The sequence below is a fragment of the Lacibacter sp. H375 genome (assembly GCF_037892425.1).
GTDB lineage: Bacteria > Bacteroidota > Bacteroidia > Chitinophagales > Chitinophagaceae > Lacibacter.
Map to the genome: position 1 here is coordinate 3,216,684 of NZ_JBBKTT010000001.1, position 13,663 is coordinate 3,230,346.

The window sequence follows — 13,663 nt, forward strand, 5'->3', positions numbered from 1 at the left end:
TAACTCTTGGCTGAAACTCAGAACTTACAACTCAATACCTCAGAACTTCTGTTGTATAACCCCTAATTCCCAATTACTAATTCCCAATCCCTGTAGTTGCCTTAACCATCAATCAATTCCCCTACATTTGCAACCGCCGTTATGCAAGCAATCAACGAATTATACCCTTTACTGCTCACACCTGCAAAGGTGGTTATTACAACTCATCAGAAACCTGATCCGGATGCGATGGGTTCTTCGCTGGGCTTATACCATTTACTGGTTCAGCTCGGTCACCAGGTGCAGGTAATTTCTCCAACCAATTGGGCGGCTTTCCTCGACTGGATGCCGGGTTCTGAAAAGGTTTTGAACTACGAAATAACTATTGATAAGAGTAATACAATAATAAATGAGGCAGATTGGATCTTTTGCCTCGATTTCAATGCGTTGAACCGTTTGAAACGGATGGCAACAGTGGTGGGTGAGGCGAAAGGCCAGCGTGTGTTGATCGACCATCATCGTGAACCACAAACCGAAGTATTTGCTTACGGGGTGAGTGATGTAACCAAGAGCTCAACCTGTGAGATGATGTACGATTTTATCGTAAAAAGTGGTCATGCAGATAAGCTGAACATGGACATGATGCAGTGCCTTTACGCCGGATTAATTGGCGATACAGGCAGCTTCCGTTTTGCATCAGCCAGTGCTTCTGTATTTGAAATAGTGGCCGATTTTAAACGAAGAGGGCTGGAGCATACTTCGATCCATGAGAATATTTATGATAATTTTCTCGAAAACAGGTTCCGTTTCATAGGGCATGTACTGAGTAATCGTTTAGAGATTGATTACCAATTAAACACGGCTCTTATTTGGGTAACAAAGCAGGATTTGCTCCGCTACCAGATCAAAACCGGCGACACAGAAGGGCTGGTAAATTACCCGCTTGGCATCCAAGGCATAAAATTGGCCTGTATTGTGATAGACAGAGACGAAAAAAGAAAATGGAGCTTCCGCAGCAAAGGTGACTTTGATTGTAATACTTTTGCCCGCACTCATTTTAACGGTGGGGGGCATTTCAATGCGGCCGGCGGCGAAACCGACGACAGCCTTGATACGACCCTCAAGCATTTTAAAGAAGTGATTCATAATTATAAATCGCAGTTAGAAACGTTTTAAAAACAAACAATGAAGACAATTCAATCAATTTTTGTAGCCCTGCTGGCAGTAACGGTGCTGGCGAGTTGCGGTGGCGGTTCCTTTAAAAAGACAAAGGGCGGCTTGCTGTATAAAATAGTTCCCGGAAGTAAAGGGAAAAAAGTATCTGCTGGTAAATTCTTCGAATTACAGTTTGGTGAAACCCGTTACAAGGGTAGTGATAAGGATACGTTGCTTTCCGATCCGGCTAATGTTGGCAGCCAGATCGTTCCTTTTGATTCTGCAACATTACCTCCTGACTATTATGCCATCTTTGCGCAAATGGCAAAAGGCGACAGCGTAATCATTCGTCAATCAACTGACAGTATTATTAAACAAAGCCAGGGCCAAGGATTACCTCCTTTCATCAAGAAGGGCGCATTCATTGTAAGTACGTTTAAAGTGCTTGATGTATTGGATACAAAAGAAGATGCTGACAAAGCAAATCTTGCGATCATGGAAAGAGCAAGAACAAGAGATTCAATCCGTGCAATTGAGCAGATAAAGAAAGACGATAAGATCATTTCTGAACATCTTTCTAAAAACAATATCACCGCAACAAAAACTGCAAAGGGTGTATATGTTACGATCTCTAACCCGGGTGCAGCAGAAAAAGCAGCCGACGGACAGCAGGTATCTGTAAAATATACAGGTATGAGCTTTGATGGTACTAAGTTCGATTCAAATGTTGATTCCACTTTTGGTCACCTCGATCCATATACATTTGTATTGGGCAGTGTTCCTCCGGGCAGCATTGCAGGTTTTGAAGATGCCATTAAACAAATTGGCAAAGGTGGTAAGTTAAAAGCTTATATCCCTTCTGCATTGGCTTATGGTGCTCAAGGTTCACCTCCCAGAATTAAAGCAAACGAAAGCCTGGTATTTGAAATTGAGTTGATCGATGTTACTACTCCTAAGCCGGCGGCTCCGCCAGCTCCGGGTGGTAATCCAGGCGGACAACAATAAGAAATTAATTCATCAATAAGAAAAAAGGAAACAGTTTGACTGTTTCCTTTTTTTATTTACTAAATGTTTGTTTGCAGTTATGCTTGACAGTAAGTTTCGTAAAGCTTAATTGTTTCCATTGCTTCTTTTACATCATGTACACGCAGAATGCTTGCAGCTTTTGTAAGTGCAATGGTATTTAACACGGTTGTTCCGTTCAATGCTTCTTCCGGAGTAATCTTTAATGTTTTCCAGATGGTTGATTTGCGGCTGAGCCCTGCCATTATCGGTACATGAAAAATTTGTAAAGCCTCCATGGTTTTCAGTAATTGGAAATTGTGAGTAATGGTTTTGCCGAATCCAAAACCGGGATCAAGAATAAGATCAACAATGCCTGCTGCTTTGCAAGAAGTTGTTTTCTGTATAAAGTAATCAACCACTTCTCGTGTGATGTTTTCATAAGCAGGGTTTTGCTGCATTGTATCGGGCGTGCCCTGCATATGCATGGCAATAAATGGAACGTTTAACGATGCAACAGTTGAAAGCATTGCTGCATCCATATCACCTGCACTAATGTCGTTCACCATATCAATACCTGCCGCAACGGCTTCGCTCGCCACTTTTGCATGATAGGTATCAATCGAAAGAAAGACGGAAGGGAATTCTTTTTTGATGGCTTCAATTGCAGGTAACACACGCTTCAATTCTTCATCAGCAGTTAAACGATCACTGCCGGGCCGGGTACTTTGCCCGCCAATATCGAGTATCGTAGCACCTTCATTGATCATTTGCTCTGCTTTCTTCAATACTTCGGTTTGCTCAATACGGCTGCCGCTGTAAAATGAATCGGGTGTAATGTTGAGAATTCCCATCACCACCGGTTTATCCAGCACCAATAATCTTCCTTTGCAGTTGAGTGTGTACATTGTATTTTTGGGAACTTGGTTGCTTTTGAAGCAATAAGTTCAGCACGAATTAACGAAACAATTTTCAACCGTTCATGAATACGATCGAGCAATATACGCAGGCAGTAAATCAATGCAGGGATATCTTTAAGAAAAAGACGAGTGACTATGGCACTTCATGGCGGGTGTATCGTACTATTTCTATTGTTGATCAGATCTACATCAAAGCAAAACGTATACGCACCATCCAGGAAAAACAGGAACAAAAGATCGGCGATACCATTGCTTCTGAATTTAAAGGTATCTTGAACTATGCAGTGATGGGTTTAATTCAACTGGAACTGCCGCCGAGTCAAAATGATGAGTTACCTGTTGAAAAAGTAATGGAGTTGTACAACGATAAAATTACAAAAGCGCAATTGCTGATGCTCGATAAGAATCATGATTATGGTGAAGCATGGCGTGAAATGAGCCAGGAAAGTTTTGTTGACCTGATGCTGGCCAAGCTGCAACGCATCCGCCAGATATTGCAAAACGATGGCAAGACTTTAGTGAGTGAAGGGATCGATGCCAACTATTATGACATTATCAACTATGCAATATTTGGTTTGATCCTGATTGAAGAGGGAGCACACAAAGGATGATGTTTGATTTCTGATGCAGGGTTTATGATTGGGGATTTTAGATTGACGATTGGTATTGCCAATTAACTATTGCCTATTGACTTTTGCTATTCACCATTGACCATTCACAATTCACAACATGAATAAATCGCTTACACTTTCCCGTTGGTTCGTTGGTATTCTTTTTATTTTCTCCGGCTTAGTTAAAGCAAATGATCCGTTGGGATTAAGCTATAAGATGCAGGAATTTTTTGAAGCCTGGGGTGTGCAGGGTTTTCATGATTATACCCTGACACTGTCGGTTTTGATGAATGCCTTCGAGATAATTGCAGGTGTGGCGGTGATCATTGGCTGGAGAATGAAACTATTTAGCTGGCTGTTATTGTTACTCATCATCTTTTTTACATTCCTTACAGGTTATGCATGGCTCGCCAAAAATGCAGATGGCACAGCTAAGTTTGCATCCTGTGGTTGCTTTGGCGATTGTTTGCCGCTAACCCCACAGCAGTCATTCTTAAAAGATATCCTGTTGCTTGTGTTGATCGGTTTCATTTTCAAATACCGTCATCTAATAAAATCATTGTTTAGGAAAGAGTTGGTCAATGCATTCCTCATTTTTGATGCAGCCTTGCTTTCATTTTTATTTCAGTGGTACACGTTAAAATATTTGCCGGTGGTTGATTGTCTGCCGTTCAAAAAAGGAAACAATATTATTGATTTGAGGAAGTTGCCTGCGGACGCAGTGCCTGATAAATACGAATATGAATTTGTGTATGAGAAGGATGGGAAACAGCAATCGTTTTCCATGAAAAACCTGCCTGATAGTACCTGGAAATTCGTTGACCGAAAGCAAACATTGGTTGAGAAAGGAAAGAACAACGAACCAAAAATCAAAGACTTTGATCTCAAAACGCCTGATGGTGCAGACATCTCTTCAGAAATACTGGAACAGAAGGGAACTTATTATTTATTATTTCTCCAAAACTTCAATAAGCTTAGTACAAAAGATGCGTGGGTGAAACAAATGAGTAAGCTTGGTAAAAATCAAAAACTCATCATTGTTACAAGTGTACCTGATATTGCAAAAGATTTTCTTGCATCAGATATTATACTAAGCCAGATGCAGTTGATCACTTGCGATGTTACAGCTATTAAAACAGCTGCACGTGCAGTGCCTACCTTGTATAAAATGAACGGACCCGTTGTGGAAGGGAAATGGAGTGCTGCAAATTTTGATCAAGTAAAATAAACCCTGTACAATTTGGGAACTTATTTTCTTCGAAAACTTTTTTATGGCTTGCTCGTATTGATGGGCGTGGTTACTGTTGTGTTCTGGATGTTCCAAGGCTTTGGTGATCCTGCACGGTTGGTAATGGGGCAAACCGGCGACAGTGCAACCATTGCCAACATCAAAAAAGAATTATATCTCGATCAACCCAAATGGAAACAGTTTGTTTTGTATGTAAATGATGTGTCGCCGATTGCTATCCATAGCAAAGAAGAGATTGAAAAGAAGCAATTGAAAGGTTTGTTCATAGGCGGAGAAAAGAAGTTTGCAGCTAAGTGGCCCTACCTCCGGAGAAGTTATCAAACAAAAAAACAAGTTGGTGAGATATTAATGGAAGCTTTGCCCGGCACCATCATGCTGGCATTAGCAGCAATGTTATTGGCAACGGTGGTAGGTGTTTTTCTTGGCGTGATCGCTGCTGTAAAAAAAGACACCTGGATGGATACATCGGCTGTGTTCAGCAGTATCATCGGTATCTCTGCACCATCATTCTTCATGGGTATTCTGATCGCTTATTTCTTTGGCTTTGTGTTTAGCAAGTATTCCGGCCTGAACATGACCGGTAGTTGGTTTGATATTGATGTGCAAACAGGGGAGCATTACTATACACTACAAAATTTAATCTTACCTGCATTAACGTTGGGTATCCGCCCACTGGCCATTATTACACAACTTACACGAAGCTCCATGCTTGATGTGTTAAACCAGGATTATGTACGCACAGCTTATGCAAAGGGCTTGAGTCGACGAACTGTGATCTGGAAGCATGCTTTACGCAACGCATTGAATCCTGTTATTACTGCTGTTACAGGTTGGTTTGCCGAACTGTTGGCAGGCGCTTTCTTTGTTGAATATATTTTCGGGTGGAAGGGTATTGGTAAAGTAACAGTAGATGCGTTAGAAAAACTTGATTACCCAGTTGTAATGGGAAGTGTACTGCTGAGCGCTTTTATTTTTGTTTTGATCAACGTTCTTGCTGATCTGTTGTATGGTATGGTTGATCCGAGAGTAAGAGTGAGTTAAGGAAGTACGATGTAAGATGTACAAAGTACGAAACCTCTCTGCGGTTGAAAACCCTGATTTGGTTAAAAGGAAATCCAACGTTTGATAAATGTCTTTATCGTTATTAAAAAATCAGCCATATGCGTTCAATTATTCTTGCTTCTTTTATTCTCGTATTATTTTCCTGCCAGGAAAAATCAACTGCTCCAACGGTTGCTGATTATTTCAGTTACGGCGATACCGGCATACAATCCGCAGGCATAAAAATGATCCCCATTAAAACACCTGTTGGTGAATTCAAAGTATGGACCAAGCGATTTGGTAACAATCCACGCATCAAAATATTATTACTGCATGGTGGTCCGGCAATGACGCATGAATACATGGAATGTTTTGAAAGTTTTTTTCCAAAGGAAGGATTTGAGTTTTATGAATACGATCAACTGGGTTCATATTATAGTGATCAACCTAAAGACAGCAGCCTCTGGACAACTGAACGATTTGTTGAAGAAGTTGAGCAAGTGCGTCAGTCGATTGGAGCAGACAGCAGTAACTTTTATGTGCTTGGCAATTCTTGGGGCGGCATCCTTGCTATGGAATATGCACTCAGGTATCAACAACATTTAAAGGGATTGCTGGTGGCAAATATGATGGCCAGCGCTCCGGAATATGGAAAGTATGCGCAGGAAGTATTGGCAAAACAAATGGATTCTTCTGTACTTGCAGAGATAAGAGCCATTGAAGCAAAAAAAGATTTTTCCAATCCACGTTACATGGAATTGTTACTGCCGAATTTTTACAAACAACATTTGTGCAGATTAGAAGAATGGCCGGATGGATTTAACCGTACCATGAAACATGTGAACGGTGAAATTTACACGATGATGCAGGGGCCTAGTGAGTTTGGCGTAGGCGGCCGCTTGGCAAACTGGGATATTAAAGCAAGATTAAAAGAAATAAAAGTACCCACGCTCATGATCGGTGCAAAGCATGATACTATGGATCCCGCTGCAATGGAAGAACAAAGTAAACTGGTGCAGAAAGGTCGCTATCTATACTGTCCTAACGGAAGTCATTTGGCCATGTGGGACGATCAGCAGGTGTTCATGACTGGGGTGATCGATTTTATTAAGGATGTGGATGAAGGAAGATTTTAAATGTTTCATAAAAAAACAAGAGCTACCTGGAAAGGCGGCTCTTTCAACGATTAACAGCTGACCGAATTTGCACAGCCAGTATTTTTAAGATGGACTCACATCCATTTTACGAGATAGAGTTTAAACTCATCTCTCAATTCATTTATTACTTTTTCAAAGCTTTCAAATTCTTCTTTAATTTTTGTGTGTTCTGCCACCTGTTGAGATTCAACACGGCCTACATGTTCCTTTATATCGAGCATAGCTTTGTGAGCGTGCTCATTAATATTGTGACGTAGTTCATCGATGGTATTTCGCTGGATGATAAATTGATTTTGAAAATGCTCAACACCTTTCATCGCATCAAGCCCCGTGTTCTTTTGTGCAACTTCTGCCAGGCGGTTTTCGAGAATATCAAGTTCATTATCGTAAAAGTCAATTGCCTTTAACCAATCCTGGTGTTCGGCAACAAGATGTGGGACTGCTGTATAACTCATGGTATTCAGTTTTTATGTGTTTCTGAAGCATGTTAACATGCCAAAGTTTCCTGAATGCAGCCAAATAAAACATGATGGGAGTCAGCAAAAAGAATGAGAGTTTTCAGGATTGGTTTCAATACGCTGAGGTGTGGGCCGATTGGGCATTACCTCACTTAATAATCACTTCTTTCACCGCATGTTCATTAAACAGTTCGTTAATGCGGTTGCGGATTTTTTCTTTCTGATATAATAATTCCTGTTTAAGGGGAGCTACTGTTGTAGTGATGATAAGCTGCTGATTAATGAGTTTAATATCATCCGTGTATTTAGCAATGGTGTTGCCCATTAGTTCAGCCCAAACATCTTTAATTTCCAGAGCACGCACCCGTTGTTTGAGTTTGCTTTGCTTGAGAAACTGTTCCATTGCTTCCTGTATGCTCATTTCAGCCATGTTGCGAAGATAGTTAATGGAATTGGCAATGCGCAATAAGCAATATTCAATAGGCAATAAGAAATAGTAAAATGGTAAGTCTGAAGTTATGATTTGCAAATTGCGCATTGTCAATTGCCTAATGATTATGTCAATTCAATCAGCTGCACCTTCTTACCCAGTGCTTCAAACGCACTGACAATCCGATCGGGGTGAGGGTCCGTTAGAAATACCTGCCCGCCAAATTTTGTGCATACATAGTCTAATAAATTGTGCATGCGCACTGCATCTAGTTTTTCAAATACATCATCTAACAAAAGGATTGGAGCAAAACCTTTCTGTTGTTTTAATACTTCAGCTTCTGCAAGCTTTAAACTGAAGAGTAAACTTTTCCGTTGTCCTTGTGATGCTGTTTGTTTAAACCCTTCATCATTCAATGAAAACAGCAGATCGTCTTTATGAATACCGGTGGTGCTTCGTTGCAACAGGTGATCTTTTTCTCTCGATTGCTGCAACAAACTTTCAAATGATTGTTCTAGCAGTTTACTTTCATAACTCACTTTTACGGGCTCTGCTTTACCTGCAATGGTTTGATAAAACTGTAACACCTGCTCATTAAAGCCCGGTAAAAAGTTTTTCCGTGTAGTGTGAATATAATTTCCGGCATTGAGTAATTGTTCATCCAGCACTTCAAGCAACGCATCATTTCTTGTTTGCGTTTGTGCACAGTTCTTTAAAAAGCTATTTCGCTGCTGAATGATTTTATTATAAACGATCAGCTGCTGCAAATAGGTTGCATCTAACTGCGAAAGCATTGAATCTAAAAACAAACGCCGTTCTTCACTACCGCCAATGATCAGCTCCACATCATCGGGCGCAATTACCACACAGGGATATTTGCCGATATGCTGAGAAAACTTTTCGTAGGGTACTGCATTGCAAGTGATCTCCTTTTTCCCGGTTTCACGCAACACAATATTGATGACCGTTTCGTCTGTTCCTTCCTTCATCTGCCCTTCGATCCTGAAACCTTGCAGGCCATGCTGCACGTTTGCGCCATCATTACCGGAGAAGTAGCTTTTCGTAAAACAGAGATAATGAATAGCATCGAGGAGATTTGTTTTGCCGATCCCGTTTGCTCCGGTTACAGCCACGATCATTTCATCAAACGCAAAACGCTGATGGGTATAATTTTTGAACTGTGTAATACTGACTGACCGCAGGAACATGGGCTGCAAGATAAGAAGAGGATGGATGTGATGAAGTTTTTTGCCATGAGCTCTTTCGTTATTGAAACTTCATTTTAATCGCCGTTTTTATTTGTAACTTGTACAACAGCTTTTTTTAATTTAAAACTTACAATGATGGAAGAGATCAAAAGCACCCAGGCAACAGCCGCAGAAAAGCAGGGCTGGAAGGATAAGGCAGAGGATACTTTGCAGGATCTGAAAGCAAAAGCAACGGTTTTTGCAGAGCAGGCTGAAGAGAAACTCGAAGAATTAAAGGACAAGGCAGAAGACAAATTTGAAGAGTTTAAGGAAAAGGCCGAAGATGTGGTTGATGATCTGAAAGAAAAAGCATCCGGTCTTTGGGATAAAGTAAAAGATAAGTTTGATGGCGATGATGAGCCGGCTAAAAAAAATCCAGGTATTTAACCTTCCACAGGCTGCAAGAGATTGCAGCCTTTTTTCTTTCTTTGTTTTATGGGCGATCATTTTTTAGAACACGATCTGCATGTAATTGAAGCCAGCTTATGGAAACTGTTATTGGAATCGGTAAGGTCCTTCAAGGCTCCATTTCATACAGGTGTAGTAGCTACCGTTCATGAGCAACAACCGGAAGTACGCACAGTTGTCATGCGTCATGCAGATGCCGGGCAAAAGAAATTATTTTTTCATACTGATATACGCTCGCCTAAAGTGCAACAATTGCAATTGCAACCGCAGATGAGTTGGTTGTTCTATGATAAGGATATTCGAATGCAGCTTCGCTTTGCTGCTACAGCTTTTGTTCATACAAGTGATGCAGTGGCGAATGAAGCATGGGATCAGGCGAGGCTGGCCAGCAGGTTAACTTATACAACTTCATCAGCGTCAGGTACAGTTCTTCCTGCACCAGAATTGATTAACCTCAATCAAACGGAAGTGGAACCTGAATTGACAGCGATTGCCCGCAAAAATTTCTGTGTAGTGGAGACAGGCATTCATCAAATGGATTGGATCTTGCTTCACCATACAGGCAACCGACGAGCTTTGTTTAACTATCTCACAAACGAATTTCAATGGATATAGGTTTAAGCTTTAACGCTAACGAATTGATCAATATGTTGCAACTTGAACCGCATCCGGAAGGCGGTTATTACAGTCGCACTTATGCCAGCGATGAACAAATTGCAGTTGCAAGTTTGCCAACAAGGTTTGATGGTGATCGTTTGATCTCCACAGCTATTTATTTTTTATTGGAAGGAAAAGATTATTCAGCATTTCATCGCATTAAGAGCGATGAGCTTTGGCATTTTTATGCTGGTGGTGGCTTGCATATTTATGTCATTCATCCCGATGGAAGAGGAGAAGTGCTATTGCTTGGGAATGACCTTGCAAGTGGTTATCGTTTTCAGCAAACAGTAAAAGCGGGTTGTTGGTTTGCTTCGAAACCTGCAAGAGAAAACAGTTTTTCATTGGTTGGATGCACCGTTGCTCCGGGTTTTGATTTTGCCGATTTTGAAATGGCGAAAGAGATTGAATTGTTGAAGCTATTTCCTCAACAACGTGAATGGATTAAACAGTTTTGCAGATAATTTATTTTTGAAATAATTTCTCATTTTTATTTCGTAGAAACACAACCGTGGTTAAGATTTTATCGTTAGTAGACGAAACAAACATTTTTTATGAGAAAGCATTTTCAACTAATGGCCCTGATGCTGTGCACTACGATTGTATTGGCATCTTGCTCAAAGTATTCTGATGAAATGTCAGAAAAGTCAAATCAGTTTCTTTCTGAACAGTCCGAACGTCAGACATCTTCATTAGAACAGATCAGCGACGATGCAATCGTGTTTACTCAGGTAGTACAACTGGAAGGAAGCCAGGAAGTGCCTGCGGCAAATACAGAAACAAAAGGCATTGCCATTTTACGGGTGTCGAAAAGCAAGAAACTTTACTCCAAAATTATCATCCAGAAACTTGCTGAAGGTGATGCCCTGCGCTTTGCACATATACACATGGGGGCAGCAGGTGTAAACGGTCCGGTTCGTATTGGTTTAGCTGATAATGCATCGCAGTTTGGAGTTAATAGAACCATACAGCTTACGGATGCTCAATTCACATTACTTACAGAAGGGGCATGCTATGTGAATGCACATTCAAACTTTTTCCCTGGTGGAATAGTACGTGGGCAAATTCGTTAATTAGCAGAAACTGTTTTTAAGCATTTATATTTTCTGATGAGAAAGTATAAATGCTTTTTATTTTAGAGAAATACGACTTCTCCTGTATGTAAATTGTAATAGGCGCCGACAATTTTTATTTCGCCTTTATCAGCCATCTCTTTTAATAGTGGGCTTTGCTGTTTTATCATTTCAATTGCATTCAACACATTTTTTTTGGCAACGTATTCAACAAAAAGCGGATCTTTTGATGTTTTCTTTCCTGCGTAATCGGCACAGCGTTCCACAGCCGGTTTTATTTTTGAAAGCATCGAGGTAATATTACCCATCTGTACATTTTCAATGGCCGCTTTAATAGCACCACAGGATTCATGGCCCAATACCAATATGAGTTTGGCCCCAGCTACTTTGCAACCATATTCCATACTGCCCAGCAGGTCTTCATTTACAAAATTACCAGCCACACGGCCAACAAACAGATCGCCGATTCCTTTATCAAACACATCTTCTACCGGCACACGGCTATCTAAACAAGAAAGAATAACTGCCTTTGGATATTGCCCTTGCGAAGCATCACGAACCATCGCAGAATGGTTGCGTGCTGTAAGATCCTGATGTGCATAACGGTAATTGCCATCCTTCAAACTTTTCAATACCGTTTCAGGTGTTAATGCCTTTTGTTCTTCGGCCGAGAGCACTTTTTCAATTAATGGTTTTGGTAATTCTGCTTCTGCTGTTTTTGTTGAACTTGATTGATCGCAGGAAGTTGCACTTGAAAGCAGGCCTGTAAATACAGCAACAGATAGAGTTAGGCGAAGCATTTTTTAGCAGTTAAATGTGGAGTAATAGCTGAAATTAGTTCAATTTTTTGGGTTCGTTCTTTTCAGGAGTCATAAAATATTCTTCAACTGCATGTACTGCAGCAACATGATTGTCTTGGCATCTTTTATTTCACCTGTTTCAATCATTTGCATGGCTTTTTCAAACGGTAGTTCTAATACTTCAATATTTTCCTGCTCGTGTTCAACGCCTCCTCCTTCAGCAATTTTCATTTGTGGTTCATAGGCTGCAATAAATAGATAAAGGATTTCTGTAACTGATCCCGGCGACATATACGCTTCATATACTTTTTTTATCTCTGTTACTTTGTAACCTGTTTCTTCTTCTGTTTCACGGCGTATGCAATCTTCAGGATTGTCTTTGTCTAACAAACCTGCACATACTTCAATGAGCATACCTGTTTCATTACCGTTGATGTATGTAGGCAAACGGAATTGTTCTGTAAGTATCACAGTTCTTTGTGGCAAATTGTATAACAATATTGCAGCTCCATTACCACGGTCATACGCTTCACGTTGCTGCACCTGTATGCTGCCATCTTTTTTGCGGTACTCGTAAGTAACTTTCTTTAAGGTGTACCAGTTGTTGGAAAGAATATCTGTTTGCAGAATGTTGATATTGCTGTTCATAGTTTGATGAAGATAAAGTTTATAAGAACAGGGAAGATATAATTGTATGCGGTTACAGACTTCAGCGGTTAATTATTTTCCTTTAGTAATTTGACTAACAAGAAACCGACGCTCATATTATTAATGCGATTTATTCGCCCGGTGTTAAATGTAATACCGTTAGCAGGTTGTTGAGTAATGCTACTTAAACCAAAGCCCGTTAAGGTATAAAATTGTGGTAATTTATCTTTTTCCCAATTAAGCCAGGCTGTTGACCCTCCAACCGCTCCACCTTTATTCAGCTTCAACTCTTTTCCTTCTATTAATTCTAACCTAAGGTAATGTCCGGCTTTAATTTCTTTTGTTTCACCGTTCACGTTTAAAGTTACAGGTTTGTCATCCTCATTCTCCCGCCCAAAAACAAAGACTACATTTTTTTCATGGTTAGCTGTATTTATATCTATCAAGGTATCGGATGCAGCATAGCTGTCAAGTATCAGCTCGCATTCATTTTTTGATGTGTTTCTGGTAAAAGAATTTATTTTGTAACAATTCGCACCAAGCTTAGTTGCTTTTTTTCGAATCTCATAGTAGAGTAACTCAATCGCCGCTTTTTTGCCTCTTACCTTTGCAGCAAATGTCGCAACGAACTGCATTGTACTCGTATCGGTTGATGGCTGAATAAAAGCAAAGACTTTCCCTTCAGTTAGATTTCCAACGTCAGCTTTTTTAAGTACTTCAACTTTTTGTGCGTGACAGTTTATTACAATAAGTGAAAATAGAGAAGCAAAGATTCTTTTCATTAGTTAAGGTGTTGAGGTTGGTGCTAAATTAATTCTTTTCAAGAAT

General features: G+C 40.3%; 17 protein-coding genes. 10 read left to right on the forward strand and 7 right to left on the reverse strand.

Going from position 1 to position 13,663, the window contains the following annotated elements; genetic code table 11:
* Positions 1-141: 141 nt before the first annotated feature.
* Both WG954_RS13950 and WG954_RS13955 read left to right on the forward strand, forming a co-directional pair.
* Positions 142-1,155 carry a DHH family phosphoesterase gene (locus WG954_RS13950; protein WP_340437251.1) on the forward strand — a complete coding sequence of 338 codons (1,014 nt, stop codon included), beginning with the start codon at positions 142-144 and terminating at the stop codon, positions 1,153-1,155.
* Between the two features lie 9 nt (positions 1,156-1,164).
* Positions 1,165-2,139: an FKBP-type peptidyl-prolyl cis-trans isomerase gene (locus WG954_RS13955; protein ID WP_340437252.1), complete on the forward strand. Its 975-nt coding sequence runs from the start codon at positions 1,165-1,167 to the stop codon at positions 2,137-2,139.
* Positions 2,140-2,216: 77 nt separating this feature from the next.
* Here WG954_RS13955 and folP read toward each other — a convergent pair whose 3' ends face one another.
* A complete protein-coding gene (gene folP / locus WG954_RS13960) occupies positions 2,217-3,044 on the reverse strand; it encodes a dihydropteroate synthase (protein ID WP_340437253.1) in 828 nt (275 codons plus the stop codon).
* A 74-nt stretch (positions 3,045-3,118) separates the two neighbouring features.
* Between folP and WG954_RS13965 the strand changes: the two genes are divergently transcribed.
* The 4 genes from WG954_RS13965 to WG954_RS13980 all read left to right on the forward strand — a co-directional run bounded on the left by WG954_RS13965 (position 3,119) and on the right by WG954_RS13980 (position 7,093).
* On the forward strand, positions 3,119-3,667 hold the full coding sequence (locus WG954_RS13965) for a DUF1599 domain-containing protein (protein WP_340437255.1): 549 nt from the start codon (positions 3,119-3,121) through the stop codon (positions 3,665-3,667).
* A 118-nt stretch (positions 3,668-3,785) separates the two neighbouring features.
* Positions 3,786-4,895 carry a BT_3928 family protein gene (locus WG954_RS13970; protein WP_340437257.1) on the forward strand — a complete coding sequence of 370 codons (1,110 nt, stop codon included), beginning with the start codon at positions 3,786-3,788 and terminating at the stop codon, positions 4,893-4,895.
* 12 nt (positions 4,896-4,907) lie between these two features.
* Positions 4,908-5,957 (forward strand): ABC transporter permease, encoded by a 1,050-nt coding sequence (locus WG954_RS13975; protein WP_340437258.1) that lies wholly within the window; start codon positions 4,908-4,910, stop codon positions 5,955-5,957.
* A gap of 119 nt (positions 5,958-6,076) precedes the next feature.
* Entirely contained in the window at positions 6,077-7,093 is a 1,017-nt protein-coding gene (locus WG954_RS13980; RefSeq protein WP_340437259.1) for a proline iminopeptidase-family hydrolase, read from the forward strand.
* Between the two features lie 95 nt (positions 7,094-7,188).
* Here WG954_RS13980 and WG954_RS13985 read toward each other — a convergent pair whose 3' ends face one another.
* The 3 genes from WG954_RS13985 to recF all read right to left on the reverse strand — a co-directional run bounded on the left by WG954_RS13985 (position 7,189) and on the right by recF (position 9,210).
* Positions 7,189-7,569 carry a hypothetical protein gene (locus WG954_RS13985; RefSeq protein ID WP_340437260.1) on the reverse strand — a complete coding sequence of 127 codons (381 nt, stop codon included), beginning with the start codon at positions 7,567-7,569 and terminating at the stop codon, positions 7,189-7,191.
* 151 nt (positions 7,570-7,720) lie between these two features.
* Positions 7,721-8,110 carry a DciA family protein gene (locus WG954_RS13990; RefSeq protein WP_340437262.1) on the reverse strand — a complete coding sequence of 130 codons (390 nt, stop codon included), beginning with the start codon at positions 8,108-8,110 and terminating at the stop codon, positions 7,721-7,723.
* 17 nt (positions 8,111-8,127) lie between these two features.
* Positions 8,128-9,210 carry a DNA replication/repair protein RecF gene (gene recF, locus WG954_RS13995; RefSeq protein ID WP_340437263.1) on the reverse strand — a complete coding sequence of 361 codons (1,083 nt, stop codon included), beginning with the start codon at positions 9,208-9,210 and terminating at the stop codon, positions 8,128-8,130.
* Between the two features lie 132 nt (positions 9,211-9,342).
* On the opposite strand from recF, the gene WG954_RS14000 reads away from it, so the two are divergent.
* The 4 genes from WG954_RS14000 (at position 9,343) to WG954_RS14015 (ending at position 11,387) form a co-directional block, all read left to right on the forward strand.
* Positions 9,343-9,636 (forward strand): hypothetical protein, encoded by a 294-nt coding sequence (locus tag WG954_RS14000; RefSeq protein ID WP_340437264.1) that lies wholly within the window; start codon positions 9,343-9,345, stop codon positions 9,634-9,636.
* A 48-nt stretch (positions 9,637-9,684) separates the two neighbouring features.
* On the forward strand, positions 9,685-10,272 hold the full coding sequence (locus tag WG954_RS14005) for a pyridoxamine 5'-phosphate oxidase family protein (protein ID WP_340437265.1): 588 nt from the start codon (positions 9,685-9,687) through the stop codon (positions 10,270-10,272).
* A complete protein-coding gene (locus WG954_RS14010; protein WP_340437267.1) occupies positions 10,263-10,778 on the forward strand; it encodes a cupin domain-containing protein in 516 nt (171 codons plus the stop codon). The genes WG954_RS14005 and WG954_RS14010 overlap by 10 nt, the downstream gene beginning before the upstream one ends.
* Before the next feature lie 171 nt (positions 10,779-10,949).
* Complete coding sequence (locus WG954_RS14015) at positions 10,950-11,387, forward strand: CHRD domain-containing protein (protein ID WP_340437268.1); 438 nt, start codon at positions 10,950-10,952, stop codon at positions 11,385-11,387.
* A 62-nt stretch (positions 11,388-11,449) separates the two neighbouring features.
* Here the strand turns inward: WG954_RS14015 and WG954_RS14020 are convergent, their stop codons facing one another.
* The 3 genes from WG954_RS14020 to WG954_RS14030 form a co-directional block, all read right to left on the reverse strand.
* Positions 11,450-12,187, reverse strand: coding sequence for a carbonic anhydrase family protein (locus WG954_RS14020; protein ID WP_340437269.1), 738 nt, complete (start codon positions 12,185-12,187; stop codon positions 11,450-11,452).
* A 69-nt stretch (positions 12,188-12,256) separates the two neighbouring features.
* A complete protein-coding gene (gene nudK / locus WG954_RS14025) occupies positions 12,257-12,835 on the reverse strand; it encodes a GDP-mannose pyrophosphatase NudK (protein WP_340437270.1) in 579 nt (192 codons plus the stop codon).
* 68 nt (positions 12,836-12,903) lie between these two features.
* Positions 12,904-13,617 (reverse strand): hypothetical protein, encoded by a 714-nt coding sequence (locus tag WG954_RS14030; RefSeq protein ID WP_340437272.1) that lies wholly within the window; start codon positions 13,615-13,617, stop codon positions 12,904-12,906.
* Between the last annotated feature and the right edge of the window lie 46 nt (positions 13,618-13,663).

What these genes read in the sequence shown, in the direction of transcription:
- WG954_RS14005 (WP_340437265.1), top strand. Translation starts at nt 9,685, where the DNA reads ATGGGCGATCATTTTTTAGAACACGATCTGCATGTAATTGAAGCCAGC.
- WG954_RS14010 (WP_340437267.1), top strand. Translation starts at nt 10,263, where the DNA reads ATGGATATAGGTTTAAGCTTTAACGCTAACGAATTGATCAATATGTTG.
- nudK (WP_340437270.1), bottom strand. Translation starts at nt 12,835, where the DNA reads ATGAACAGCAATATCAACATTCTGCAAACAGATATTCTTTCCAACAAC.
- WG954_RS13980 (WP_340437259.1), top strand. Translation starts at nt 6,077, where the DNA reads ATGCGTTCAATTATTCTTGCTTCTTTTATTCTCGTATTATTTTCCTGC.
- WG954_RS13955 (WP_340437252.1), top strand. Translation starts at nt 1,165, where the DNA reads ATGAAGACAATTCAATCAATTTTTGTAGCCCTGCTGGCAGTAACGGTG.
- WG954_RS13970 (WP_340437257.1), top strand. Translation starts at nt 3,786, where the DNA reads ATGAATAAATCGCTTACACTTTCCCGTTGGTTCGTTGGTATTCTTTTT.
- WG954_RS13990 (WP_340437262.1), bottom strand. Translation starts at nt 8,110, where the DNA reads ATGCGCAATTTGCAAATCATAACTTCAGACTTACCATTTTACTATTTC.
- WG954_RS13965 (WP_340437255.1), top strand. Translation starts at nt 3,119, where the DNA reads ATGAATACGATCGAGCAATATACGCAGGCAGTAAATCAATGCAGGGAT.
- folP (WP_340437253.1), bottom strand. Translation starts at nt 3,044, where the DNA reads ATGTACACACTCAACTGCAAAGGAAGATTATTGGTGCTGGATAAACCG.
- WG954_RS14000 (WP_340437264.1), top strand. Translation starts at nt 9,343, where the DNA reads ATGATGGAAGAGATCAAAAGCACCCAGGCAACAGCCGCAGAAAAGCAG.
- WG954_RS13950 (WP_340437251.1), top strand. Translation starts at nt 142, where the DNA reads ATGCAAGCAATCAACGAATTATACCCTTTACTGCTCACACCTGCAAAG.
- WG954_RS14015 (WP_340437268.1), top strand. Translation starts at nt 10,950, where the DNA reads ATGTCAGAAAAGTCAAATCAGTTTCTTTCTGAACAGTCCGAACGTCAG.
- WG954_RS14020 (WP_340437269.1), bottom strand. Translation starts at nt 12,187, where the DNA reads ATGCTTCGCCTAACTCTATCTGTTGCTGTATTTACAGGCCTGCTTTCA.
- WG954_RS14030 (WP_340437272.1), bottom strand. Translation starts at nt 13,617, where the DNA reads ATGAAAAGAATCTTTGCTTCTCTATTTTCACTTATTGTAATAAACTGT.
- recF (WP_340437263.1), bottom strand. Translation starts at nt 9,210, where the DNA reads ATGTTCCTGCGGTCAGTCAGTATTACACAGTTCAAAAATTATACCCAT.
- WG954_RS13985 (WP_340437260.1), bottom strand. Translation starts at nt 7,569, where the DNA reads ATGAGTTATACAGCAGTCCCACATCTTGTTGCCGAACACCAGGATTGG.